Here is a 24,365-nt window from a genome sequence, read left to right as displayed (position 1 = left end):
CTATTGAGTCCCTCCCCCTGTGCTCAGCGGCGGTACGTTTGCGAGATTCAGCAAGCCGCCGCACGGTCGCGCGCACATGCCGGAACTGCCGGGGATCGGCGTCGTGCCGGGGTAAAGGGTACAGGAACCCGCACACTGGAGCGGTTCTCGCGTATCAAGCGCCGCGATCAGCGTGGCCTTGAGCTCTGCCGGTGTCGCGTCAGGCTGGCGCGCCTTGAGTAGCGCAAGCGCGGCCGAGACATGCGGAGCTGCCATGCTGGTGCCCTGCTCGTATGCATAGAAGCAGGTGTCGACACCTTCACCCGTGACCGGATCGTAGCAATTGGTCGCTGCCTTGGTCGACAGGACTCCGTCCGGACGGCCATCGCCATTATCGTCGCGGGTCAGGTCGCCGCCCGGCGCGATAACCGTGACGTTGTCACCGAAGTTCGAATAAGGCGCGATCTGGCCACGGGCATCGCCTGCCGCCACCGTGATAACATTCTGGCAGCCGCCGGGGGCATAGAACTGCGTCGAGACGCGGGCATTGCCGGCTGCAGACACGACGATCACGCCGCGATCCGTGACCGAGTCGATGGCATCCTGAAGTGAGGCGGGGCAGAACTCGAACAGGCCGATGGACAGGTTGATGATGTCCGCCGGATTGTCGTTCCAGACCTCGTTGCCAAGCGCATCTTCGCCTGGGATCAGGCCGCCGGCCCAGCGAATGGCATCGTTGATGTCCGACAGGCGACCACCGCATTTGCCAAGCGCCCGCACAGGTACAATCTTCACGTTCCAGGCACCGCCAGCCACACCGGTCCCGTTGTTGGAGGCAGCCGCACCGATCGTGCCGGCGACGTGGGTGCCATGGAACGTATCGGCGGCGAAGGGCTGTGTGGGATCACACATATCACCCGGATCGTTCGCATCATTGTCGCGTCCATCGCCGTCATTGCCCATGCGCGGATCGGACACCATGTCCCAGCCGGCCGCCACGTTCGGCGAATCCTTGATGTCCGGATGCTGCATCTGCAGGCCGGTATCGACCACGGCCACGACGACCTGGTCCGAGCCTTCATTGGCCTGATGCGTCCAGAAATCCTGGAAACCCGCGCCACCGGCCGATTCGCCATCACCCGTGCCATTGTTCTGCAAATTCCATTGCAGGCTCCACAGCGGGTCATTGGGCGTTATGTCGGTCAGCGTGACAGGCGTTACCGGCGTGTCGCCGGGAACCGTGCCCGCAGAGGGAGTCGTTCCGGGATCAGTAGGGCGCGGACGCCGCACGAACTGGTTCTCGAAAATGAAATCCTTCTCGACATATTCGAACTGACCGGAGGCGCGCAGGTCTTTCACGATACATTCGGTTGCCATCGCCGCATTCGACTGGATGGTCACGAGATCGGCCGTATCAGGGCAGCCTTCGCCGGCATCGACCGCGAGAAAGCTTGCCTGCAGCTTGGCAGCGGCGTCTTCCGGGCTAAAGCGCGTCGGGTCAGCACCATCCGAACCGATCTGGATCACCATCTGGCCTTCGCGCGAAAGGGCGACCTGGCCGTCCATGCCGTATTTTGACAGCGTATCCAGCATGACGGAATTGGCATCCTGCTGCTTACGGATCGCGTCACCCGTAATCAGCGACCGGCGGGCCAGTTTCTTGGCGGCAACGCGACGTGTCTCCGGGACTGCTTCCATCGAGCGAGGGGCGAGGCTGCGCGTGCGCGGCTTCGGCGCAGGCTGTTGGGCTGCCGTGCGTTCCAGCTCCTTGGTCGCCTTGGCGATTTGTTCCTGCGATTCCTGGGGCGCATTCGGGTCCAGCTTGACTGTCGGCATGAGGCGCGCGGGCCGGACCAGGCCCCGGGCTTCGGCTGGCGCAGGCGCGGCGACCGGCGCTTCGGCTTCGCCAGCTGCTGCAGCGGGCGCTTCTTCAACCATCGCCATTTCAGGTTCGACTTCCTCGAACAGTTCGTCGTCTTCCATCATCAGCGCGTCTTCTTCGTCGAAGGCGACAGGCTGGATATCCTTCGGCTTGGCGATGATCGAGCCGATGGCGAACATGGCCTTTTCGCTTTCCGCCTGGAACGCAATTTCATTGACCAACGTGCCGGCAACGGCGCGGTCCATGACGGAGGCGGCAAGTAATGTCTGGTCGGCGCCGGGTTCGACAACCGCGCGGCCGCTAATCTGGTCGAGTGTGGCATCTGCCAGTTCACGGGCGCGCTCAAGCCGTGTTCCCTGCTGGTCGCAGGCCGCAAGCACGAGCAAGCTGGCCATAGCAGCACCCAAGGCGAGTCTCGTGGTTTTCCTGGTGAGGTTCGGCAGCATGTCAGAATGTCCCCTTACAATTGCCAACGTAGCCCCCGGTCCCCTAAATTAACCGTGTGTTTAGATTATGACGAGGCCTCCCACATGTCCAATGCTAACGCGCAGCGCCGTGTCGTTGTGCTTACCGGTGCGGGAATATCCGCCGAAAGCGGCCTCGGCACGTTCCGCGATGTGGACGGCATCTGGACCAAATACCCGCTTGAGGATCTTGCCACGCCGGAGGGATTTGCCCGCAATCCGGCCTTCGTGCATGGATTTTACAATGCACGGCGGGCGCAGCTGAAAACGTCCGAGCCGAATGCGGCCCATCTGGCCCTTGCGCAATTGGAGGCGGCCATGCAGGCCTCCGGAAGGCACTTCACGCTGGTTACGCAGAATGTCGATCATCTGCACGAACAGGCCGGCAGCCAGAACGTCCTGCACATGCATGGCGAACTGCTGAAGATCCGGTGCGGGGCCTGTGGGGCCGTCGAGACGTGGCCGGGCGATATCAGCGTGGCGACACCCTGCCCGACCTGTGAGGCCGTCGGTCTGATGCGACCCCACGTTGTGTGGTTCGGAGAAATGCCACTTCACATGGAAGAAATCGAAGCGGATATCTCGCAAGCCGACCTGTTCGTGTCGATCGGCACCAGTGGCAATGTCTACCCGGCTGCAGGCTTCGTTCAGATGGCCCGGCGTGCCGGCGCCCGGACGCTGGAACTCAATCTGGAGCCATCAGACGGGGCGAACTTTTTCAGCGAGGCGCGCTATGGCAAGGCAAGTGACGTGGTGCCGGAATGGGCCAGCGAGCTTGTGGCCCTGACCTGATCACCAGGCCCTGAGCAGAGCGCGGCGAATTGCCTATCCTGCCTTACCGGTCCGGGCTCCATCAAGCCAGCGTATCGCTCAAGCGAATTTTTTCGCACAACTTATATAAGATAACCCCAGCGAAACATTTTATTCCTACTATCAAGTTCACATGTCTGGGGGGACACGGGAACATTGCTTAGCTATTTGCCACCGCAGGTCGACAACCTGAGAACTGAAATTCTGCACAGGTACCAGATTCTCAACGGATCTGAGCCCTATGACGCCAACCAGATTTCGCGCACCGTCGGTCTGGTCTTCGATGTTCCGATCGTGGTCATAGCGCTCAATGAACGCTACAGGCACTGGTATCGTTCCAGTCAGGGCGTTGCAGCCGGTTCCCTGAATCAGATTCTCGCTTTCTGCGCACAGGCGAACCTGTCGAGTTCTACGTTTGTTGTACCGGATATCGGAGAAGACGCCTTTTTCCGCCGAGATTCGGCGCTGAACGATACAGCCAACATTGTCTTCTTTGCTGGCGCCCCGCTGGCTGATCCCGATGGCAAGAGATTCGGAACCCTTTGCCTGATCGATCACACGGCGCGAAACCTGAGTGCCGAGCAAGTAAGGATTCTCGACAGCTTCGCGCAGCTGGTCAGCCGGGACATATGTGTTCGAAGCGCAGGCCGATACGCGGTTCGCGACCTGATCGGCCTGGAGGAGGAAAAGTGTTTCCTGTTTGACCTTGCGATGACAGACCCCCTGACCAAGGCGCTCAATCGCAGGGCTTTTTTCCGCTTTGCCGAACAGGAAGTCCTGCGGTCCAAACGGCACGGACTGGGGGTCTCCGTCCTGATGATCGATATCGACCACTTCAAGGCCGTAAATGACACGCACGGACACAAGGTGGGCGACAACGTTCTGACACAACTGGTGGCCGCCATATCCGAAGGGACGCGCGACGTGGACCTTGTCGGCCGCCTTGGCGGCGAAGAATTCGCGATCATCCTGCCCGAAACGGGCCTGGACCAGGCCGCGATCCTGGCCCAGCGCCTGCGCAAATCGATCAGCCATCTGTCTTTTTCAGGCGAGGCATGCGAGTTCAAGGTTTCGGTCAGCATCGGAATAAGCATGCCGGAAATGACCGACCTGGATATTCTCCCGGCCCTTGAGCGGGCTGACAAGGCGCTCTACGCCGCCAAGCGGAACGGTCGAGACCGGGCTGTAACCATCCCGCCACCCGTTCCCGTCAAGGCATCTGGTTCAGATTCCGAATGGGTCCTGAGGCGCGCCTCATAAGCCGGCTTCAGGTAAAGTCCCCCTGATGCGCCGCGCTATTTCTTCATGCGCTTCAGACGGTCCTCTGAATCGAACGCTCGCTTCAGGACATCATGGGCGCTGCGAAGCTCTGACTCCTTTTCCATCACCGTCGCGCGCAGCGATTCGATATCGTGGATCAGTTTATTGGCGTGACCATGCTGCAGTGAGAGCAGAAATGTTCCGGGCTCGCCATGCGGAGTATCCAGCTCCCGAAGCGCCTGTTCGAGACGCGCCGCTTCAGCGCCGACCCGATCACGTTCCTGTTGCGCCAGATGGAAATCCTGTTCCGCCTTCTGACGTTTGAGCGAAACGATCTTTTGCAGGTCTGGTTTGCGTCTGGCCATGGTGTTCTCACATATGCTTGCGCACGCTTTCCACAAAGTTGATGGCGGCGGCCACGGCTGCGAAATGTTCGGGGTGAATCTCCTCGTCTATGTCCACGAGTTTGTAGATTGAGCGCGTCGATGGCGGATCGCGATGTATCGGCACGTTGTTGGCAATCGCGATTTCCCGAATTTTCGCGGCAAGGTGATCCACGCCCTTTGCCACGCAAACCGGCGCCCGGTTGTCATCTGGATTCCATTTGAGTGCCACGGCATAATGCTGCGGGTTGACCATCACGACGGTCGCATCCTTGACATTCTGAAGTTGCTGGCCCTGCGTTATCTTGGCACCGGCCTGGCGCCGCTGCTGTTTCAGCTGCGGGTCACCTTCGCTCTGCTTCATTTCCTTTTTCATCTCTTCACGGGACATTTTCAGCTTGTTCTCATGAAGGCGGCGCTGCAGCGGCAGGTCGAGAGCAGCCAGCACGAGCTGGAACAGGAGGAACCACATGATCAGCTTGAGCGCCTGATTGAATGTGAATGACGCAAAATGCCCAAGCTCAATGGCGCTGCTGGCATAATAGTCTGTCGCCAGCTGGAACAGGAACACAACCGCAATGATACCCGCGAATCCCAGCTTGACCGTGTCCTTGAGGAAGTCCGTGAGGCCCCTCGTTCCGTAGCGCTTCTTGAGGTTTTCGATGGGCGAAAGCTTTTTCATGTCCATCTGGATTTTCTTGAACGAAAACGAGATCGACCGCTGAACGACAAGCGCCACCAAAACGACGGCGGCCATAATCAGAAACAGAACAGAGAAGCGCACCAGCAAACTGCTGAGCCAGCTCCTTGTCTGACCGCCCCCGTCCGTGAACACATCATCTGCGTAACCATCCACGTGGTAGAGGAATCCCGAGAAGTCATCGAAAACCGAATTGCCGACAACGCCCTGCAACACGATTCCTGCGCCCAGAATGCCCGCGATCAGGGCAAACGCGTTCGCCTCCTTTGACTGAGGAACGTTACCCTCGTCGCGCGCCTGCTGGCGCTTCGCATCGGTGGCGTCAAATTCCTTTTCGCCGCTATCGGGTTCCTGATCGGCCATGCGCTACCCTACATCCATCCCACGATCTGGACGACGCGGTCTTTCCATACAACCAGCAGCCCGATGGCAGACAAGGCAAACAAGATCGTGCCCCCTCCGATCATGAGCGGCGCACCGACAAAAGCGACCATCAATTGCGGCAAGGCCTTATTGATGAAACCAAGGCAGATATTGTACAGCAAATTGACGGCAACGAATGGCCAAGCCAGCAGGACGGCAAAGCCCACGGCCGAGAAACTTCGCTGGATGAGCAGGTCCCAATCGAGCGCTGACAGTGCGCCGACTGGAATGTCGTTATACAAACGCATCAGAGACGCGATGGCGTTCAGATGGAAATCCGCCGTCAGCAAGATCGCGGTGCCGGCCATTGAAAGCATGCTTGCCGTGAGGCTTTGGGCGTCGCGCTCGAGGGCAACCCCGAGAAGCTGTGAGAGGCCGATCGACTGCGAAATAATCGTGCCTGCGATGCTGAGCATCCAAACGGATACACGCAAGATGGCCCCGAGGCAGAACCCTATTGTAATCTCGCTCAGCAATAACGCGCCATAGCCGGACAAGGGCGACAGGGACGGGACGGCGACAACACCTGTACTCGCAAGCGCCATGGCGATGGCCAGCAGCACCATCAGGCGCATTTGCACCGGCACGACCTGCTCGCCGATTCCCGGCATGAAAAAGATGACGAAGGAGAGCCGCGCCACGACCAAAAAAAACATCGCCAGCAGGGGCGTCAGCGGGCCCGCCAGTGATGCAAGGTCTGCCATCAGACAACGCCGATAATGTACGGCTTGGTTTTTGCGGTGATCTCTTCGTAGGCCAGAACCGAATTGCGGATGCCTTTGCTCGCGAGCACGGTTTGCAGGAAGCGCCTGCGCCGCGATGAGGTCGCCACAGACGCGATCACGCCTTTTTTCGCAGCGTCGTTCAGTTTCGATTGCACTTCATTGGTCAGCTCGCCAAACATTTCGGGCGGCAGTGCGATGTCGCTGCTGCCATTCTCATTGTTGACCTCATATTGGGTGAACTTCTGCTCCCAGTCTGTCGACAGCTGGACCAGCGGCAGGCGACCCTGCTCATCCTGGAGGCGGTCCACGATCTGGAATGCGAGACGCTGCCTCACAAGCTCGACAATTCGCGGCAGGCCCGGCGACGTGCCTTTGACTTCGGCAATCGCCTCGATGATCAGGAACAGGTTGCGGATCGAAACGCGTTCCTCGAGCAACAAGCGCACGACTGACAGCAGCATTTCGGGCGTAACTTTCGCCGGGATATACTCGTCCAGGAAGCGGCGGTTGGCAGCAGCCCGGTCGCTGTCGCTGACCGTCGTCAAGGCATCGAGCGTATCGAGCATGACCATTCGGGTAAAGACCAGCGAGAAGTTGGACTGGATAACTTCGAGCATGTGAGTTGCGAGAACCTCGATCGGCTCGACGACGGGAATGCCGGCTGCGGCCAGTTCCTGCTTCTTGCTGTTGGGCAGCCAGCGGGCAGCGGCCTTGTAGACTGGCTCCTTGACCTTTTCACCCTGCAATTGCGGCGACTGGTCGTCTTCCATGAGCGCAAGGATGGAGCCCGGACGTAGCAAGCCGGAATCAAGCCGAACGCCCTGGATGCGGATCCGGTATTCGTTCCGCTTCAGGGTCGGATTGTCCGTCATCCGGATCGCCGGCAGGACGAAGCCATATTCTTCTGCAATATACCGGCGGATCTTGTGAATCCGGCTTTCGAACCCGTTCTCGCCGAGAAGAACGAGGTTCACCAGATCGGGCGCCACTTCCAGGTGGATCTCGTCGGAATGGATCGAATCACCAAACTTTACAGGCTCGTCCACTTCCGGCTCAGGGTGCTGCTCGGCCGCTGCCTCCGCTTCGCGGCCCTTCCGCCGGACAAGGACCGACGCCGTCGCAAAGCCCGCCGACGCCAGCATGAATGGCACGAAAGGCAGGCCGGGAAACAGCGCGAACACGAACAGGATTCCGGCGACGATCATCAGCGCTGCCACGTTACTGCCAAGCTGTGCCACGAGTGCGAGGTCGATTGCGCCTTCCTCACGTCCCTTCGACAGGAGCAGGGCGGATGCCACAGACACGATGACTGCGGGAACCTGCGACACAAGACCGTCGCCGACCGTAAGAATGGAGTAATTGCTCAGGGCTTCGGAGAAGCTCAGATGATGGACGGTCAGGCCAATGCCGATTCCGGCAACAAGGTTCAGGGCCGTGATCAGCAGGCCGGCAATGGCATCGCCCTTGACGAATTTCGATGCACCATCGAGGGAGCCGAGGAATGCGGCTTCTTCCTGTTCCTTCTGGCGCCGCTTCTTCGCCTCTTCGTGCGTGATGGCGCCTACGGCAAGGTCGGAGTCGATTGCCAACTGTTTGCCAGGCATGGCGTCGAGCGCAAACCGCGCACCAACTTCGGCCATGCGCCCGGCACCCTTGGTGATAACCATGAAGTTGACGATGACGAGAACACTGAACACGACCAGGCCAACGAAAAGATTGCCGCCCATGATGAACATGGCGAAGCCCTCGATGACCCCGCCCGCTGCCTGGGTTCCTGTATGGCCTTCACCGATGATCAGCTTTGTCGAGGAGACGTTCAGCGCCAGGCGCAGGATCAGGGAGGCGAGGAGCACACTGGGGAAGGACGAGAAATCCAGCGGCCGCTCAATGAACACCGAGGTCGCAAAGATCAGGATTGCGAAGGCGAACGACATGGTCAGCCCGACATCCATCACCCATGCGGGGATCGGCAGGATCATCACGAGGATGACCAGCATCAAGCCTATGGCCAGCAGCGAAGTTGGCCGGGCCAGACCAAAGTTTTTTGATGTCTCCACGGGGCGACCTATTGGGAAATGAGCGGCAGTACCGAATTATTGAACAGGTCGACACAGATCCTGGTCATGTATCCGAGCGAAAGAAAAAACACGATGATTACCGCCAGGATCTTCGGGATGAAGGTCAGGGTGACTTCCTGGATGGACGTTAGTGCCTGCAGCAGGCCAATGGCAAAACCGACGACCAGCGTGACCGCCAGAATCGGCATTGCCATCATCGCCGCGGCCCAGATATGAGCGCGCAATACCTCGAAGATTTCTGCTTCGGACATAACGCTCTCCCGGCCTCAAACAGGCATTCTCAGCAGTTCCTGATAGGCTTCGACGACCTTGTCCCGGATGGTGACAGCGGCATCCAGCATCATTTCGGCATTTGCCAGCGCAGTCACCATGGCATGGGGATCTGCCCCCGAAACGGCCGTTTGCATCGCGGCATTTTCAGCCTGTTGCATGGCTGCGCGGAAATCCTGCACCCCTTCGGCAACGAGATTCTTGCCAGCACCGGCCTTTCCCACATCCTTGGCGGTATCCGCCGGTCGCGTGGTATTCAGGGCCGTGTAGGCATTGAAACTTACTGTAGACATGATTTCACATTGCCTCTCTAGCGACGCAGGATATCAAGCAGGGATGTGTACATCGAACGCGCCTGCTGGAACGCGTTGAGATTAGCCTCATAGGTGCGATTGGCGCCCCGCAGGTCGGCCATCTCCATGATCAGGGACACGTTCGACATCGTCACATAGCCGTCCTGGTCAGCCATGGGGTGGGACGGATTATAGTCACGCTGACCGGGGGTCTCGTCGAGTATCTGCTTCATCGCCGCGAATTGGTCGGCCGATGTGCCCTGTGGCTCGATGAGGAGCATTTTTTTCTGGTAGCCGGGCGTATCGACATTGGAGATGTTCTCGGCCGCAACGGTGATTCGCTGCGTCTCAAGCTGCATCCCAGAAACGGCCTGCTGCATAATGGCCTTGAGAGGATTCATCGTCTTCTTCCCTTAGCTTCTCTTGCCCATTGCCGTGCGCAACAGGTTGAGCGATTTCGTATAGACAGTCAGTGCGAGCTGGTGCTGGTTCATCGCATCGGCTGAATTGAGCATTTCCTGCTCAAGGCTGACCGTGTTGCCATTCGGCGATCCGACCGTGTCCGTTTCGATTGTCCGGAACGCCATCGACATCCCGTCTGGCGAATTTCCTGAGGCTGCGCGAGCCATGAAACTTTCGAACGATTCGAGCTTGGTAGCCTTGTAGCCGGGCTGGTCAGCATGCGCGATGTTGGTCGCACTGACTTTCTGGCTTTCTGCCGCATGGCGCGCCATGGCGCCGAGAACCTGAAACATTGGAAGTTCGGATAGCATGATCGATTCACTTTAGTTAACCGCATCACAAGGTTTGATAATATATGTTAAAGAAAGGGTTAATTACATGTGAAGGACTGTTTCCATGCAGATGGTCGCATCCACATCATCATTGAAGCTGTTTCGGCTCTGGGGCACCGTCACGGATGTGGCGCCGGGCGTGATCAAGATCGCCGGAATCAGCGAACTTGCGGGCGTTGGAAACGAAATTATCATTGAAAAACAGGGTTTAAAGGTTCTTGGTGAAATCCTGACCGTATCAGGTGACAGCGTGACGGCGCTCCTGTTTTCGCCCTGCGACGCCATCCGTATCGGTGACGCCGTGCAGATCGAGCAGGAAGCCAGGATTGAGCCTGGGGACCATTGGCTGGGGCAGATCATTAACTATCGCGGCGACTTGACGAGCGGCGACAGCCCTCCGGCATCGGGGTCGACAGCGTCGCGCAGACTGTTGGCAGCACCGTTGCCTGCGCACGCCCGGCGGGGAATTGGACCGCGTCTCGCTTCCGGGTGGATGGTCACCGATACGGTGCTGCCCATTTGTCGCGGACAGCGACTGGGACTGTTTGCGGGTTCGGGCGTGGGGAAATCCACATTTCTCGGATCACTGGCCGCCGGCATGGACGCCGACAGGGTGGTCATCGCACTGATCGGCGAGCGCAGCCGGGAAGTGAACGAATTTGTTCGCAACATTCTTCCTGAGTCGATCATGTCGAAGACAGTCGTCGTAGCAGCGACTGCCAGCGAGCCTCCCGGCGCGAAGAAGCGAGCGGCCTATTGCGCGATGGCCGCTGCAGAGCATTTCCGCGACCAGGGCCTGAACGTATTGTTCCTGTTCGATTCCATCACCCGGTTCGCGGAGGCACATCGCGAAACCGCCCTTCTTGCGGGCGAAACCCCGGCCCTCAATGCTTTTCCGCCGTCAACTGTCCGCGTCATTGCCGAACTCGCAGAACGGACCGGGCCGGGCACAGACGGCAAGGGCGACATCACAGCGATCTATTCTGTGCTTGTCGCCGGGTCTGATATGGAAGAGCCCGTCGCCGACATGATCCGCGGCATTCTCGACGGCCACATCATCCTGGAGCGTGAAATTGCAGAACGCGGCCGTTATCCGGCCATCGATATACTGCGCAGCGTTTCGCGCAGCTTGCCACACGCAGCAACCGAGGACGAAAACGTGCTCATTCGCGAATGCCGCCGGATGTTTGCGCTATACGAGGAGATTGCGCCGATGCTGCGGGCAAACCTCTACGAATTCGGCAAGGATGCCGAAGCCGACAGGGCAATTGCGCTCTATTCCCTTCTCGATAATTTTGCCGCGACGCCGAATGATCAGGGCATCGAAGCTGCATTTGAGCGGCTTCGCGAAATACTCCGAACTGAAAGGAGCCTGGCTGCGCAAGCCCTGCCTGCCACGCCGATAGAGGAGGAATCAGAGCAGGCTTAGGAACAGGTTCTGACTACCCAAGCTGCCGAGACCGCCATTGCTGTAGCCCAAAAGCGTCAGTGCAGAAGATGCTGGCGAATAACTGGCTGCATTCTGCGAAATGGATTCCATGACATGAAAGCGCTGGATGACCTTGTCGATATTCTCGGCAGATGTCAGCTCGGACATGTGCTTGATTCCCAAAGTGCTCTGGAGGCGCTCCTTCAGGATCTCAGCCTGACGCTCAAGCGTCAGCTTGCGGATATCTGTCGGCAGGTTGGTCGCGCCTTCCAGCAGGGTTCGCGTCGGCACGTCGCCGAGAATCCGGAACAGAATTGTATTTTCGCTTGAGCCGGTTCCGGCAATGCTACCGATACTGGACCTGTAGTTCAGGCTGAGTCGCATATTGTCATCGACTTCGCCGACAGCCGCTTCAAAAGAGTTGGCTTCAAATTGCGCGGCCATTGTCGTCAGTGCGGCAGGGGTCAGGGAAATTTTCCCATCCACGGGATTCAGGGCCTTGGCGAACGCGGTGTATTTCGAGTTGTTGAGCCGCGCGAGAAATGTGCTCTCCGGATCCACTGATTCTTCCAGCACCTTGTCGATGAAACCGCGCTTCCACTCTTCACCGCCAAGATCGAACGCCGTCAGCGCCACGCGAAGCAGGCGCCGATCGTCGAGAAAGCTCTCGACGGACACTGGTTCGGAAAACTTGTCTACGAGATAGTCCCGGTCAAGACGAATTTGCGGAGACTTGGAATGGCTCTCCAGCTGGCGGTCATAGGTCGCCTCGAGGAATTTCCATCCTCCATTGCCGGTCAGGGGGATGACGGGCTGAAACATCCGTCAGGCGACTTTCGTATCTACCGCGAGTGCACCAGACTTGTTGGCACGGGCCAGAAGCTGGTCCTCGATGACCATGATCTGCTTGAGGTGACAGAGCGCGGAATAATAGTTGCCCCGACTGACCATCGAGCGAAGCGCCGGAATGAGTTCCGCGTTGATCGGTTTGAAAATATCCAGCAGTTTGGCACATTCGTCGTCAATCGCCGGTAATGTCCCCAGCTCTTCAAGGTCGCCTGTAATGAGCAACTGAACGGCGTAATAAATCTGCTTGCAGGGTGTGTTGACGTCTTCCGGCCGCAAGGCATCGCGGCAGCGCAGCACCCTAACATCACTATCCGTGATACGGATACGCGCGGGCTTGTCGCCATTTTCCAGGACGGCGCCATTGACGATAAAACGTTCACCGGGAGCGATTTTGAGTACGAGTCCAGACATCAGGCAGCCTCACCTTGCAGCTCGGGTTGGGCCGGGCCGGCCAGTCCCGCAATGATGGGCTTGTTGATCTCGATCAGGTCGGCGATCTCGCCGTCGCCCGAGAGAATCTGCATGCTGGATTTTTGTACGAATTTCGAAAGCTGGAGGAGGTTGGCCTTGAGCTCGTCCGGCAACGCATTGGCCGGGTTCATCAGGTCAGTCGCTAGCAGCGTCCACAATTGCTGGTTTCGGTAAATGGCATCGGCCTTGGCAGAGGCTTCCGGAGACTCGGAATTGGCAACGGCTTCAAGCGCTTCAGTGATCTGAACAAAGAGGGCATGCTCGATGCCTTTATCACTGCCCGTGCGCTGTTGGACCTGACCGTAAGCCTTATATGCCAAATTATGCAAAACGCCCTCCTGGCGACAAAGAAAAAATGGCCCGGGCGCATCATGCATCCGGGCCACCGATTAGTATTAACGGAACAGTGACAGCAGTGCCTGCGGTCCCTGGTTAGCAATCGAGAGCGCCTGAACGCCGAGCTGCTGCTGAACCTGCAGAGCCTGGAGTTTAGCAGATGCTGCTTCCATGTCGGCGTCGGTGAGGCCACCGATACCCGAGGTCATTGCATCAATCAGTGTCGAGACGAACTCGCCCTGGCTTTCAAGGCGCTTCTGCGACGAACCGAGAGCAGCAGCAGCGTCAATCGACGTCTGCAGCAGGCCTTCGATGGCCGTCAGGGCAGCGGTTGCACCAGCATCAGTCGTCACATCGATGGACGCCAGGTTGCCAAGGCCACCCGTCTGGACGCCAGCCGTACCACCTGTTGCCGATCCGGACGTGATCGCAAGAGCGCCACCGGAATCGTTGTTGATGGTGATGACTTCACCGACACGCGACACCGAGTAGTTCGAATCGCCCGTCGCTGCGAGGAAGGTCGACATCTGGTTAGCAAGGTTGGCAGCAACCGAGCTCAAGCTGTCGTCTGCGCCTGCAACATACTCAAACGTACGCTGGCCAAGGCTGTTGGTCGCGGCCGAGTCGTCGAGAATGAGGCGATAGCTGTGGCCATCGGCAACGGATGCAATCGTGACAGTCTGGGCAGCACCATCAGCCACTGAGTCGCCGGTGCCGGCATTCGTGCCGCCGTTGTCGATGATCGACACATCGGTAACACCCGTGCCACCGTATACTGCCGCCGTGCCCGAGTTCGTCAGCGACAGGTCCTGACGCTCAACAGCGATGAAGGATGCAGCAACGCCGCCGGACGAACGGTCAAGCGAGGCCAGGAAGTTGACGTCTGCCGTCGAGTTACCGTCAAGCAGGTTCAAGCCGTTGAACTGGGCAGCGCCGACGTAGGTTTCGATACCTTTGGTCAGCTCGCTGATGTCCGTCTGGATCTTGGTACGGTCAACGTTGCTCTGCTGGGCCGACACGATCAGCTGCTTGATTTCCTGCAGGCTCTCGGTGACTTTTTCCGAAGCCGACCGGGCCACACCAACGGTCGAAGAACCGAGGTTCAGCGAGTCGGAAATGGCCTTGAAGCTTTCGACGTCTGTCGACATGACCGTGGAGATAGCCCAGATCGAAGCGTTGTCCTTGGCGGACGACACTTTCTTACCGGTCGAGATCTCGTTCTGGACGGTCGCAAGGTTTTTGTTGATGTTGCGAAGGGTGTCGAGCGCGAGCATCGCGCTGTTGTTTGTAAGAATACTGGACACAGTTTGTTACCTCTAAAATGTTCTCCGCGACCTGGTCGCAGAATTGATCAAACACGCGTCGTCCTGACAGCGGTAAAACCGCCAACCAATCTTGGTTGTTAAGGTGATCCTTAGGTGTCCATTGTGTAGATTAAGTTAATTGGTCAGGCTTTTCTGCGGAACTGACCCGTAACCTCTGTGAAAGGAATTTTACTGCCGTCCTGGGTGTAGGATCCGACATATACACTGCCATGCATCGTCTCGAGTCTTTCGATCGCATGGCGTAGCCCGTTTCGGACGGCTTCGAAGTGAACGGAGTTCTCCTTCGACAAGCGTACAATCGTTTCTATGTGCGCACGATGCTCGCTCGTGAGCGAGGCAGGCTCCCGGCTTGCGAGATAGGTCTCGAGGTCCTGCATGGCCCCCATCTTCTCTTCGACAAGCGAAGCCACTTCCCGCGCGCGTCCGGTCAACAGCAACTCTTTCTCGCTGAGCAGTATCTCCTTCAGACGGGTGGTCTGAACGCTGAAATCATTGTCATTCACGTTGTTTTGTCCATGCGTGGCTGAGGAACTAGGGTGATGTTTCGTTCAACGGCTTCAGCCAGGCCTAGCGGATGTGTCGCAGCAATATCTTTCGCGACGGCCTCAACCACATACCGGGAAAATGCGGAAGCCGCCTCTCCTCCGCCCTGCTCAAATGCCTTGTCCAGCCCGGCATGGCTGAGCATCTCAGCCCAGAGCATCTGCTCGAACCTTTGCCCGATATCAGATATTTCATCGCGTCCGAGATTCCGGATGTCAGGGCGATGCTCGGGCGCCAATGCCGGCGCGCCAATAGAGGGAAAAGACGCTGGTCCTGTCATTCAACACTCCGCGGTCAAACAAAACTGAAAAAGTGAACGAAATCGCTTCGATTATTAACGCACTTTTTACGCGGCGTGGTTTTTATTCGGTTAACGCTTAACCCAACGGGTAAAAAATGGCATTCACCCTCGAAACGATTTTTTCAAGCCGGCCGGCACGCCAATCGCCTGAATCCGACAACAAGCAACCGAGCCCGAGTGGCAAGGGCGCTGATTTTGCGAAAAGCCTTTCAGGGCTGGAGACAGACCAGGGCGACAGCGATGAACCCGACTTGCTCAGCCGGCCGGATGCCGGACAGGTTTCTGCAGCGGCCATCCTGATCAACTCCCAGCCGGCCGGCGACTCTCCTCCAGGCGATACGCTGGCAACTATAGACAACGCCGCACTACTGGCCTCAGACAGCCAGGCCGTGCCAACCGTCGACGTGCCCGAAACTCCGGCTGTCCCGCTGGCCACAGATACAGTCGACGCGCCTGAAGGCGCCCCCCGACAAGCGGCGACCGATGCCACCGAATTGCCCGAGCTAACGCTTGAACAAGCCGCGCCTGAAACGACCGAGATACCTGAAGCGCGCCTTGAGCAACTGGCTGACCGACCGGACAGGCCACCGGAAGACCTCGCTACCCTAGACGGGTCAGGTTCAGATAGTCGTGCCAACGCCGTGACACCAGCCGCTTCGGAGCCGGCACCAGCTCCGGCCAAGGCGGCGCCACCGCCGGATGCGGGCACAGATAGGCCCCCAGAGGCCGATATTGCCGGACAACCAAGAACCGCCGATCCCGCGTCTCAAGCGGCGCTCGCAAGCGCGGTCGCCCCTGCGGCAGCAAGTGCCGAGCCGACGTCCAGGACTTCGGACAAATCAGGTGCGGTTACATCCACGCCTTCCACATCCAAGGCGTCTACGCTGGTCGGCGAAGCGGTTTCCCCCAAGGGCGACAAGCCAGCCAGGAAATCGGCCCACGGCGATATCCAGACGGGCGATACTGATCAGCTGACGTCGGCCGCGCGGGCGCCAACGCCAGGCGCGGCCACAGAGCCTGCCACAAGCGCGAAGGCTGTTACGCCACAGGACATGGCAATTTCGACACAACCGGGACTGGCGCAGGCGCCAAACACACAGGCGCCAGCCTCTCCCGTTCTTGGCGCGATGACCGCGACCCACAGCCTGATTTCCGCCTCACCCGCGCAAGTCGTCGAGATAATTTCTGATTCGATCGCCGCTCCGGAGGACCGGAAGGACAGGATCATGATCCAGCTCGACCCGCCAGAGCTCGGCCGCATATCGATCGACTTCAAGTTCGATGCAAACGGGCTTCAGCACGTGACCGTTACCGGCGAAACGCCGGAAGCGCTTCGCCAGCTGCGCGCAATGCACTTTGAACTGGTCAACGCGCTCGAGCGGCAAGGCTTGTCGAGTCAGAACATGTCGTTTCAACAGCACCAACAGGCCCAGCAGGATCCGGGCAAACAGGCCGCAAATGCCGCCCGGATCGACGGTGACGCCGCTTCTGATAAAGATCTGGCCGCAACCGCCATGGTCGCTGCACAGAATTCCCGAACCCGCGCCGCGACAGGCGGCGGTCTCAATATCAAGTTATAAGGGTAACATCCATGACCAGCATTTCACCCGCCGGAAGCACCCCAGCCAACGTTGCGACCGCACCAACCGAGCAGCCCGCTATCGGCGCAGAGTTCAACAGCTTCCTCAAACTGCTGACAGCCCAGCTGCGCAACCAGGATCCGCTGGCCCCTCTCGATTCGACACAGTTCGTCGAGCAATTGGCGACCTTCTCCTCGCTTGAACAAAGCGTCAAATCCAATAGCAGCCTCGACACTATCGCTGCCAAGATGAGTGACCTCTATGCCATCGCCGCAAGCCAATGGATCGGGCAAACAGTTTCAGTTGAGACGTCATGGGTCCCATTCTCCAGCGAAGCGGTAGACTTTACCGTCGGCATTCCTGAAGAAGCTGACCAGGCCGTTCTTGCCATCAAGAATGACGCTGGCGAAGTCGTGTGGACCGAGGCGCTCGATCCGGATGCTGAAGAATATAGCTGGGACGGACGCAATCAGGACACTGGCGAAATTTCCCCTGAGGGCCAGTATCAATTCGGTGTCGAAATCTATCGTAACAACGAATATTACGGAACGATTGCACCGCAGTTCATAACCAGCTGATCGGCCACCCTAGAGATTTTGCTTGGCCATATCCACAATCAGCACGTTCCGGATGCCATCCGGCAAGATCCTCTGAAGGTTCAAAAGCACGGTCGCCCGGATCGATTCGTAATTCTCTAGCGTCGCGATGGAATCGAGCGTGTTGCCGTCATTGCTGAGTTCGATCAGCGTTGTCATGACATTGTCGCGAATCTTGGGTTCCATGGAAAACAGCTTGTTCGACCCACCGGCATCGATTTCGAGATTGATATTCAGGATTACCAGGCTTGTAACCTTGTTGTCCTGCATGATGGGAACAACGAATTCGCGGCTGAACTTGAAGTATTCGACACCCGACGATGACGCGCCATAAGAGTCGCCGCCATGCGAATCCTTCTTGGCGTGGCTGTCTTTTTTGCCGTGACTGTCTTTCTTGCCATGGCTGTCCTTGGATGCCTCGTCGGATCCGTGCCCGCCTTTTTCCTTCTTGGCCTCATGAGATTTTTCCTTCGCATGGCCGTCCTTGCCAGACGATGCGCCGGAGCTGCTTTTGAGAAAGCTTCCACCAATACCGCCAATAACGATACAAACGACGACAACCACGGCAGCAATGATGTTCTTCATGAGGATATCCTAGAAAGGCAGGACTTTGTCGAGAAGCCGGGGAACCATCTTGCGCCCGTTCGCTCCTGTCGTGTCGCCCTCGTTGACATAAGAAAGGCGCGCATCGGCGATTTTCTCATATGAAACCGTGTTCGTTCTGGTGATGTCCTGCGCGCGAATGACGCCAGCGACACTCAAATAACGAACCTCTTTACCAACTCGTGTTTGCTGGTAGCCCTGGATGACGAGGTTGCCATTCGGCTCCAGACCGACAACACGTGCCGCAAGCGTGAACGCGATCTTTTCGGCACGGTTGATTGCTCCGCTCCCGCTGAGGCTGGAGTTTCGATTGAAGTCGACCGCAGGAGAAACGTTCGCTGATCCGGGCAAGGCGTTGTTGATGACGCTCGGCAGGCCGAACAGGGCATCCACACTGAAGTCCTCGGCGGTAGATCGGTCCCGGGAGAGCGAACTCTTCAGGCTGGCCTGGTCGTTCATTTCCACGACGACAGTCAGCAGGTCCCCGACTTCCTTGGCCCGCCGCATGCTGAGCAGCGCATTAGGCGAGGTCGCCCACAGGGATGGATTCGGATCACGGTCTGTATCCAGTTCGGCAACGGGTGTTGCCCACTCCGAATAGACAGCGTGTTCAACTGCAGGCCCGGAATGTGATCCGCTTGCACAGGCCGTCAGGGCCGTCGCGAGAATTGTCGTTGAGAATAAGATTTTCATTGTGCCAACACCCATCCACCTTCCTGAACGATCCCTTGCACCAATTGCCGCGAGTCCGGATTGAGCACACTCACCGTTTCGCTGAGACCCGCCTCGCCCATCGCCCGGCCTGTCGTGGTGATTTCAAGCGCTCCATTGATATACTTCAGCGTGACAACCTGGTTGCGCTTCACCAGCATGGGTGGGCGCGTATTGTCGGCGGTTATCGTCTGACCGGCATAGATCGTGCGGCGCACTTCGCGCCCCACGAGCGGTTCACCGGCGCCAGCCGCCGATCCGGCATCAGTCACGGCATTGGCTGCCGAGACCCGATCGCCAGCGCGAATGACTTCTGCGGCGACAAGCGACGACGCGTCGGTGACTACCGCGATGGCACCAAGTCCAAGTGCGACCAGCATGATCATGTCTGCTACCTCAGCCGTGTTGTGGCAGCGAGCATTTCATCGGAAGCAGTGATCACTTTCGAGTTCAGCTCATAACCGCGTTGCGCCTCGATAAGGTCTGAAATTTCCTTGACCACATCGACGCCGGATTCTTCGAGATACCCCTGCCTGAGAAAGCCAGCCCCTTCGGTTCCCGCAACCACTTGCGTGGGGGTTCCGGATGCAGCGGTTTCCCGGAACATATTGTCGCCAACAGCTTCCAGGCCCTTTTCATTGACAAACCGCACAAGCTGAATTGCACCGATAGCCTGGCCTGCAGGCTGGTTGTCAAAATAGGCGACGACTTCGCCATCGCGGCTGATCGAAATGCTCTGCGCATCATTGGGGATCGTGATGCCGTCGGCCAGAGGATAGCCGTCCATGGTGACCATCTCCCCTTCCGGGCTCCGATTGAGCTTGCCGTCACGCGTGTAAGCCGACTCTCCAGATGGCAGGATGACTTCCAGGAACCCTGCACCATCGATACCAATATCAAGCTCTGATCCTGTCTCGCGCATGGAGCCTTGCGTGATCTCCATGGAAACGGTTGACGGCCTGACACCCGTACCGATCTGGATACCCGCTGGCACAACCGTTCCTACCTGGGACGTGATCGTGCCCGGGGTCAGGTATTGCTGGTACATCAGGTCGGAGAATTCAGCGACGCGCGGCCGATAAGCTGCCGTACTCATGTTGGCGATGTTGTTTGAGATGACGTCGACACGCAGCTGCTGCGCGGCCATTCCTGTCGCGGCGATCTGTAGTGATTTCATGTTCGTCTCCTTCGTTCAGTTTTCGCGATTATCGTTCGCGAACGGTGGATATGAGTTGTCCTACACGCTGGTCTTCTCGCTCGAGGAGCGTTTGTCCGGCTTCATAGGCGCGCTGCACTTCAATCATCCGGGCGACTTCAAGGACCGGTGACACGTTGGATTGCTCCAATGCGCCCTGAACCACGTTGAAGTCTGTGGCATTCCTGAAACCATCCGGCGCCGAAAAATAGGTGTTCGAATCGCGCATGAGAGCACCGTCTGCGGTCACGATGCCGATCTGCTCAAGCTGTTCTCCATTGGCCGAAATCGTGCCATCGCCCGAGATCGAAATCTGGCTCACTTCCGGGGGAATGACGATCGGGCCTCCTCCGGCTCCGAGCACGTTGTTTCCAATCATGTCAATCAGCGTGCCGTCCGCCGAAAGCTGGAAATGGCCCGCCCGGGTCAGGCGCGGTCCCTGCGGCGTTTCAACCGTGAAGAAGCCGTCGCCCTGGACCGCAAGATCAAACTGGCCGCCTGTGGTTTTCAAGCCGCCCTGTTCCATTTCGAAGGCATGTCCGGCAAGCGCGCCCATCGAAAGCGACAGCTCTCCTGGCCCGGAATTCACGAGAAATTCCGCGAATATCGCCCGGTCGGACTTGTAACCGGTGGTGCTCGAGTTCGCGAGATTGTTGGAAACAACCTGCATTTCCTGCATGAGGCCATGCTGGCGCGCGAGGGTGGCGTAAATCGCATTGGACATCAGTTGCTTCCTCCTGAGGATGACGCAGGTGTGGAATTGAGCAAGTCGACCACACGGGAGATCGGCATCGCCTCCATTGGCGGACCTTCGCCCCGGGCCACTTGTTTCAAGCTAACCACGCGCCCGACACGTAGCTCGTGCTCGTCGCCTGTCAGTTGGCTGGCGGCGTCGTAAATCCTGTCTGACACGATCCAGTGACCCGACACGGCATCCTGTTCGATCAGCGCCAGAATTGTCGCAGGCTCGAGCGGCAAACGTTTCTCGATCTTGTTGAGCAGGTCTACTTTTTGCTCCTTGATCGCACTTTTTGCTGCAAGCAGGTTAATCCGCTCATTTCGAGGATGCGCGTCGGCAAGCGCATAGACCGCCGGGTAGTCCTGGCGCCGAAACGCGAGGCTCGCCACCTGCGGCGTCATGTCTTCATTCGATATCGATTTGGTCGACAGGTCACCGGCCATCGCCCCAAATCCAAAATGGATGGCGCGTTCTGTTGCCTTGTTGAACAGGCGGTCCCTGCTCGGTTCGTTTTCGAGCAACTCGGCGCCGCCCGCCAAAGCGCTGATCGCCGCAAGATTGCGCAGAGGGTCATCTCCGTCCAGGTCGCGATCGAGGCTCGATACGAGTTGACGCCTCACCTCTGCCTGGGCTTCCGGATTTTGGAGTGCCGGCATTTCCGCAAGCTTCATAATTGGCTCGTAGCGGGACCGGGCGCTCAATTCCTCAAGCGCAAACTGAAGGCTGGCCGCGAGGTGTTTGTCGTTGGTGTTGTCCTGCCCGAATTTTTGCATCAGGTCGCCAAGCAGGATTTCTTCGTATGCAGGATCCATCGGTCTTTTTCGGCGCAACATGGCTGCCAAAGCCGGTTCCTGAAACTGGGGGTGACTGAGGAAAGCGACAACTGTCCGCTCTGCAGCAGAATCCCCGCTATCCAGATTGACCAGGGCACTCACAAACTGCAGTTCCGAAGAGTTTGCCACCTGCTCGTCGCTAAAGTCCGCGATCAGCTTTCGCGTCAGCGCCTTCTCGCCGAGACGCTCGAGTTCGGGAATGCTGAGAGCGGCGTAGTCGATCCGCAACTGGAGAGGAAGCAAGCGGAATCCCGTGAGACCATCCTCCAGACTCTGAATTCCCTCGCTTTGTCCGGCGACGAGTTGGGCAAGGGCCAGCCAAAGCCCTGCATCCTTCTGGCAGGAGGCCATCTCCCGGAAGAAGCCTACATCGGGCTTGGTCCGGTTTTCCATGAGCATTGCCAGTTTCCGGTAGGGTGTAAACTCCGCGCCCGGCGTTCGCTTGAGACTCATGATCGCTTCGGGGTACAGGCCGAGAGCGATATACGCCTTGGCCATTTCACTGAGCGCGAGAGGCAAGACCACACCATTCGTTGAGGCGCCCACTTTCTCCCGAATCGAATACAGTTCCTGGTAGCGTCCGATCTCCTGCAAGCTCGTCAAGTCGAGCGCGTAGGGGCCGTCGCAGGCACTGTAGCGCTCCTCGGCAACGGGCGCCTGATCCGGTACTGTGTTCTCCTTCGGCGCCGTCACGTGATGTTCGGATTTGGACGGCCCGGCAGGTTCCGCTTGCTTGTCGCCCGCTGGCGTCAACAAGCCCTCGCTGATGGCACCACGTACGAAAGAATCGAGATCGGACGAGAGGTCCGATTTGCGTGCCGATTTCTCCGCTCCTGCTGAATCCGGCTCAACCGCCATCGCCTGGGGAACCAGGCAGACGCTGAGAAAGAGGATCCAGAGGTAGTGTTTCATGCCGCCTTTTTCGCCTCACGTAACGCCTGCTCAACTTCATCGAACGACGGCCGAACCCGAGCTGGCGCATGACGCCGCGCGACTTCCACACAAATACTGACCGGATTGAGGTGCAGGTTGGAGACAAGGATCTCGCCGATCATTGTGTAGAAGGCATGTTCTTCGGTGCGAACCCCCTTCACCTTGGTGGCAAATGGCCCGACGACCCCGTACGCGAGAAACACGCCGAGGAAAGTACCAACAAGCGCGCCGCCGATCATGCCACCAAGAATTTCCGGCGGCTTGTCAATTGACGCCATCGTTTTGATAACCCCCAGAACGGCAGCAACAATCCCTAGCGCCGGAAGCGCATCTGCCATGTTTTGAAGGGCGTGCGATCCGTGAAGGTTGTTCTCAGCGAGCTGCTCAATCTGTTTCTGCAAGAGCTCCTCAACCTGGTGCACGTTGTCGAAATTCATGATCATTGAACGGAGGGTGTCGCAGATAAGCTCAATCGCGTAGTGGTCCTTGAGAATTTTTGGATACCTGGAGAAGATGCTCGACTCCTCGGGAGATTCGATATGCCCTTCCAGCTCAACCGGATTCTGCTTCATCAGGTTGAGCAATTCGTGCATCAGGCACAGCAGGTCCTGGTAATCCGACTTCTTCCACTTGACGCCTTTGAAGACCGCCACCACGTCGCCGCCAGTGTGCTTGATCGTGTTCATGTCATTGCCAACAAGGAATGCGCCCACTGCGGCGCCACCGATCATCATCATTTCGAATGGCAGGGAATGGGTAATAATACCCATCTTGCCCCCGGCAAGTATGTACCCGCCGAAGACCATGGCCAACGTGACGATCAGGCCCAAAATTGCGTTCACTAAAAAACTCCCTTGATCCCCACCCGCGATTGGCGGCGACCTCAATGCCTATCTTAATGCCTTGACGAAACTCTCGGATACCGGCGCATGTAGCTTTACCGCACGCTGCCGTTCCCAAACTCCGAGTTCCCCGGTTCCAATATCCACACTTCCGTGCACGGTTTCTGTGCTGAGCGACAAACGACCTGCATCTGCGTTGACCAACGGCAGAACATCGCCGACTTCCAGCCGCGAACAGTCGCCAATCGTCAGTGTCATCCTGTCCAGAACTGCATCGAGCGAAATGGTTGACGCCCTTACGCTGTCGCTAAGGGATTTGGGGCTCTGCGAGCAGGCGTGGGCCTTGCGATCAGCAGCCTGACGCACATCGTTTCGCGCATATGTAAGCAGATAGTCGACCTCAAACAGGCATTTGAGCAACGATTCCTGCCCATCGAGCGTGAGAGTCACCCCGACCTCCAGGTATCGGCATGTCGCTGCGAGCCCACCGGCAGTTGCTCCGGCGTCGGACTGCGGATCTTCGCGGGCATACACGTCGTGTTCGGTCATGCCGTTCGCCAATTTCTGCCAAAGCGCCACCGTCGGCTGCTCACTCAGCAGCTTGAGAAACAGCGGCGAGGCTTCTTCGAAACTTGACGGATCCTGACGCAGACGCTTAGCAGCACACCGGATCGCGCATGGAGCATCGAAGGCAATGGCGCATAGTCCCGGCGACACATCTGAGGCAAAAAACAAGGTAAACGGATTTTCAGCCATCTCGGCAGCAGCCCGTCCGCCGACAACCCGGCGACTGGTCAAACTCGGCTGGGTTTCAAGGTCGAACGTGTCCATTGCCCAGTCTGACGTCTTGGACAGCAATTGCGCCCAAAACCCCTGCATCTGCAGGATCGACGGGGGCACACCGGCCCCGGAATCAATCTTTTTTCGCAGGACCGCAGACACGAATCACCTATCGTTGAAGTATTGTTAATCCCTTCCAATTGGTGTCCGATCCATTGAAAAAGCATTAACACAACGG

At 58.2% G+C, this 24,365-nt stretch carries 27 protein-coding genes and 1 pseudogene; 5 read left to right on the top strand and 23 right to left on the bottom strand.

Features of this window, described 5'->3' with window-relative positions; translation table 11 throughout:
* On the bottom strand, nucleotides 1–2,256 hold the full coding sequence (locus AC0L7I_RS04865) for a S8 family peptidase (RefSeq protein WP_473398418.1): 2,256 nt from the start codon (nucleotides 2,254–2,256) through the stop codon (nucleotides 1–3).
* A gap of 54 nt (nucleotides 2,257–2,310) precedes the next feature.
* Here AC0L7I_RS04865 and cobB point away from each other — a divergent pair.
* Both cobB and AC0L7I_RS04855 read left to right on the top strand, forming a co-directional pair.
* A pseudogene (gene cobB, locus AC0L7I_RS04860) lies at nucleotides 2,311–3,117 on the top strand (Sir2 family NAD+-dependent deacetylase); the annotation flags it as partial.
* A 174-nt stretch (nucleotides 3,118–3,291) separates the two neighbouring features.
* Entirely contained in the window at nucleotides 3,292–4,395 is a 1,104-nt protein-coding gene (locus AC0L7I_RS04855; protein ID WP_473398417.1) for a sensor domain-containing diguanylate cyclase, read from the top strand.
* A gap of 35 nt (nucleotides 4,396–4,430) precedes the next feature.
* On the opposite strand, the gene AC0L7I_RS04850 is transcribed toward AC0L7I_RS04855, so the two are convergent.
* The 8 genes from AC0L7I_RS04850 to AC0L7I_RS04815 form a co-directional block, all read right to left on the bottom strand.
* Nucleotides 4,431–4,760: a hypothetical protein gene (locus AC0L7I_RS04850; protein ID WP_473398416.1), complete on the bottom strand. Its 330-nt coding sequence runs from the start codon at nucleotides 4,758–4,760 to the stop codon at nucleotides 4,431–4,433.
* A 7-nt stretch (nucleotides 4,761–4,767) separates the two neighbouring features.
* On the bottom strand, nucleotides 4,768–5,841 hold the full coding sequence (locus AC0L7I_RS04845; protein ID WP_473398415.1) for an EscU/YscU/HrcU family type III secretion system export apparatus switch protein: 1,074 nt from the start codon (nucleotides 5,839–5,841) through the stop codon (nucleotides 4,768–4,770).
* Nucleotides 5,842–5,849: 8 nt separating this feature from the next.
* Complete coding sequence (locus tag AC0L7I_RS04840; protein ID WP_473398414.1) at nucleotides 5,850–6,605, bottom strand: flagellar biosynthetic protein FliR; 756 nt, start codon at nucleotides 6,603–6,605, stop codon at nucleotides 5,850–5,852.
* On the bottom strand, nucleotides 6,605–8,623 hold the full coding sequence (locus AC0L7I_RS04835) for a flagellar biosynthesis protein FlhA (protein WP_473399112.1): 2,019 nt from the start codon (nucleotides 8,621–8,623) through the stop codon (nucleotides 6,605–6,607). Before AC0L7I_RS04835 ends, AC0L7I_RS04840 begins: the two co-directional genes overlap by 1 nt.
* A gap of 68 nt (nucleotides 8,624–8,691) precedes the next feature.
* Complete coding sequence (locus tag AC0L7I_RS04830; RefSeq protein ID WP_473398413.1) at nucleotides 8,692–8,955, bottom strand: flagellar biosynthetic protein FliQ; 264 nt, start codon at nucleotides 8,953–8,955, stop codon at nucleotides 8,692–8,694.
* A 15-nt stretch (nucleotides 8,956–8,970) separates the two neighbouring features.
* Complete coding sequence (gene fliE / locus AC0L7I_RS04825; RefSeq protein WP_473398412.1) at nucleotides 8,971–9,267, bottom strand: flagellar hook-basal body complex protein FliE; 297 nt, start codon at nucleotides 9,265–9,267, stop codon at nucleotides 8,971–8,973.
* Between the two features lie 17 nt (nucleotides 9,268–9,284).
* On the bottom strand, nucleotides 9,285–9,668 hold the full coding sequence (locus tag AC0L7I_RS04820) for a flagellar basal body rod C-terminal domain-containing protein (protein WP_473398411.1): 384 nt from the start codon (nucleotides 9,666–9,668) through the stop codon (nucleotides 9,285–9,287).
* A gap of 12 nt (nucleotides 9,669–9,680) precedes the next feature.
* Nucleotides 9,681–10,022 (bottom strand): flagellar biosynthesis protein FlgB, encoded by a 342-nt coding sequence (locus AC0L7I_RS04815; protein WP_473398410.1) that lies wholly within the window; start codon nucleotides 10,020–10,022, stop codon nucleotides 9,681–9,683.
* A gap of 103 nt (nucleotides 10,023–10,125) precedes the next feature.
* On the opposite strand from AC0L7I_RS04815, the gene AC0L7I_RS04810 reads away from it, so the two are divergent.
* Nucleotides 10,126–11,490, top strand: a complete 1,365-nt coding sequence (locus tag AC0L7I_RS04810; protein WP_473398409.1) for a FliI/YscN family ATPase — start codon at nucleotides 10,126–10,128, stop codon at nucleotides 11,488–11,490.
* On the opposite strand, the gene AC0L7I_RS04805 is transcribed toward AC0L7I_RS04810, so the two are convergent.
* The 6 genes from AC0L7I_RS04805 to AC0L7I_RS04780 form a co-directional block, all read right to left on the bottom strand.
* Nucleotides 11,476–12,312 (bottom strand): DUF1217 domain-containing protein, encoded by an 837-nt coding sequence (locus tag AC0L7I_RS04805; protein WP_473398408.1) that lies wholly within the window; start codon nucleotides 12,310–12,312, stop codon nucleotides 11,476–11,478. The genes AC0L7I_RS04810 and AC0L7I_RS04805 overlap by 15 nt on opposite strands.
* Before the next feature lie 3 nt (nucleotides 12,313–12,315).
* Entirely contained in the window at nucleotides 12,316–12,750 is a 435-nt protein-coding gene (locus AC0L7I_RS04800; protein WP_473398407.1) for a flagellar biosynthesis repressor FlbT, read from the bottom strand.
* Nucleotides 12,750–13,187, bottom strand: coding sequence for a flagellar biosynthesis regulator FlaF (gene flaF / locus AC0L7I_RS04795; protein ID WP_473398406.1), 438 nt, complete (start codon nucleotides 13,185–13,187; stop codon nucleotides 12,750–12,752). The genes AC0L7I_RS04800 and flaF overlap by 1 nt, the downstream gene beginning before the upstream one ends.
* An 18-nt stretch (nucleotides 13,188–13,205) precedes the next feature.
* Nucleotides 13,206–14,420, bottom strand: coding sequence for a flagellin N-terminal helical domain-containing protein (locus AC0L7I_RS04790; protein WP_473398405.1), 1,215 nt, complete (start codon nucleotides 14,418–14,420; stop codon nucleotides 13,206–13,208).
* 173 nt (nucleotides 14,421–14,593) lie between these two features.
* A complete protein-coding gene (locus AC0L7I_RS04785) occupies nucleotides 14,594–14,974 on the bottom strand; it encodes a hypothetical protein (RefSeq protein WP_473398404.1) in 381 nt (126 codons plus the stop codon).
* Complete coding sequence (locus AC0L7I_RS04780; RefSeq protein WP_473398403.1) at nucleotides 14,971–15,294, bottom strand: hypothetical protein; 324 nt, start codon at nucleotides 15,292–15,294, stop codon at nucleotides 14,971–14,973. Before AC0L7I_RS04780 ends, AC0L7I_RS04785 begins: the two co-directional genes overlap by 4 nt.
* A 116-nt stretch (nucleotides 15,295–15,410) precedes the next feature.
* On the opposite strand from AC0L7I_RS04780, the gene AC0L7I_RS04775 reads away from it, so the two are divergent.
* Nucleotides 15,411–16,895, top strand: a complete 1,485-nt coding sequence (locus AC0L7I_RS04775; protein ID WP_473398402.1) for a flagellar hook-length control protein FliK — start codon at nucleotides 15,411–15,413, stop codon at nucleotides 16,893–16,895.
* 11 nt (nucleotides 16,896–16,906) lie between these two features.
* Nucleotides 16,907–17,473, top strand: coding sequence for a flagellar hook assembly protein FlgD (locus tag AC0L7I_RS04770; RefSeq protein ID WP_473398401.1), 567 nt, complete (start codon nucleotides 16,907–16,909; stop codon nucleotides 17,471–17,473).
* 9 nt (nucleotides 17,474–17,482) lie between these two features.
* On the opposite strand, the gene AC0L7I_RS04765 is transcribed toward AC0L7I_RS04770, so the two are convergent.
* From AC0L7I_RS04765 to AC0L7I_RS04730, 8 genes are read right to left on the bottom strand one after another with little or no spacing between them, the layout of a single operon-like run.
* A complete protein-coding gene (locus AC0L7I_RS04765) occupies nucleotides 17,483–18,076 on the bottom strand; it encodes a flagellar basal body-associated FliL family protein (protein WP_473398400.1) in 594 nt (197 codons plus the stop codon).
* A 9-nt stretch (nucleotides 18,077–18,085) separates the two neighbouring features.
* A complete protein-coding gene (locus tag AC0L7I_RS04760) occupies nucleotides 18,086–18,802 on the bottom strand; it encodes a flagellar basal body L-ring protein FlgH (protein ID WP_473398399.1) in 717 nt (238 codons plus the stop codon).
* A complete protein-coding gene (gene flgA, locus AC0L7I_RS04755; RefSeq protein WP_473398398.1) occupies nucleotides 18,784–19,191 on the bottom strand; it encodes a flagellar basal body P-ring formation chaperone FlgA in 408 nt (135 codons plus the stop codon). Before flgA ends, AC0L7I_RS04760 begins: the two co-directional genes overlap by 19 nt.
* Nucleotides 19,192–19,196: 5 nt before the next feature.
* Nucleotides 19,197–19,982 carry a flagellar basal-body rod protein FlgG gene (flgG, locus tag AC0L7I_RS04750; RefSeq protein WP_473398397.1) on the bottom strand — a complete coding sequence of 262 codons (786 nt, stop codon included), beginning with the start codon at nucleotides 19,980–19,982 and terminating at the stop codon, nucleotides 19,197–19,199.
* Nucleotides 19,983–20,010: 28 nt separating this feature from the next.
* Nucleotides 20,011–20,724 carry a flagellar hook-basal body complex protein gene (locus tag AC0L7I_RS04745; protein ID WP_473398396.1) on the bottom strand — a complete coding sequence of 238 codons (714 nt, stop codon included), beginning with the start codon at nucleotides 20,722–20,724 and terminating at the stop codon, nucleotides 20,011–20,013.
* A complete protein-coding gene (locus AC0L7I_RS04740) occupies nucleotides 20,724–22,484 on the bottom strand; it encodes a hypothetical protein (RefSeq protein WP_473398395.1) in 1,761 nt (586 codons plus the stop codon). The genes AC0L7I_RS04745 and AC0L7I_RS04740 overlap by 1 nt, the downstream gene beginning before the upstream one ends.
* Entirely contained in the window at nucleotides 22,481–23,347 is an 867-nt protein-coding gene (gene motA / locus AC0L7I_RS04735; RefSeq protein ID WP_473398394.1) for a flagellar motor stator protein MotA, read from the bottom strand. The genes AC0L7I_RS04740 and motA overlap by 4 nt, the downstream gene beginning before the upstream one ends.
* A 48-nt stretch (nucleotides 23,348–23,395) precedes the next feature.
* Nucleotides 23,396–24,289 carry a FliM/FliN family flagellar motor C-terminal domain-containing protein gene (locus tag AC0L7I_RS04730; RefSeq protein ID WP_473398393.1) on the bottom strand — a complete coding sequence of 298 codons (894 nt, stop codon included), beginning with the start codon at nucleotides 24,287–24,289 and terminating at the stop codon, nucleotides 23,396–23,398.
* Between the last annotated feature and the right edge of the window lie 76 nt (nucleotides 24,290–24,365).

The organism is Hyphomonas sp. J20-32 (genome assembly GCF_055808555.1).
Note: the sequence above shows the minus strand (reverse complement) of the source record. Positions and strands in the feature narration are given on the sequence as shown.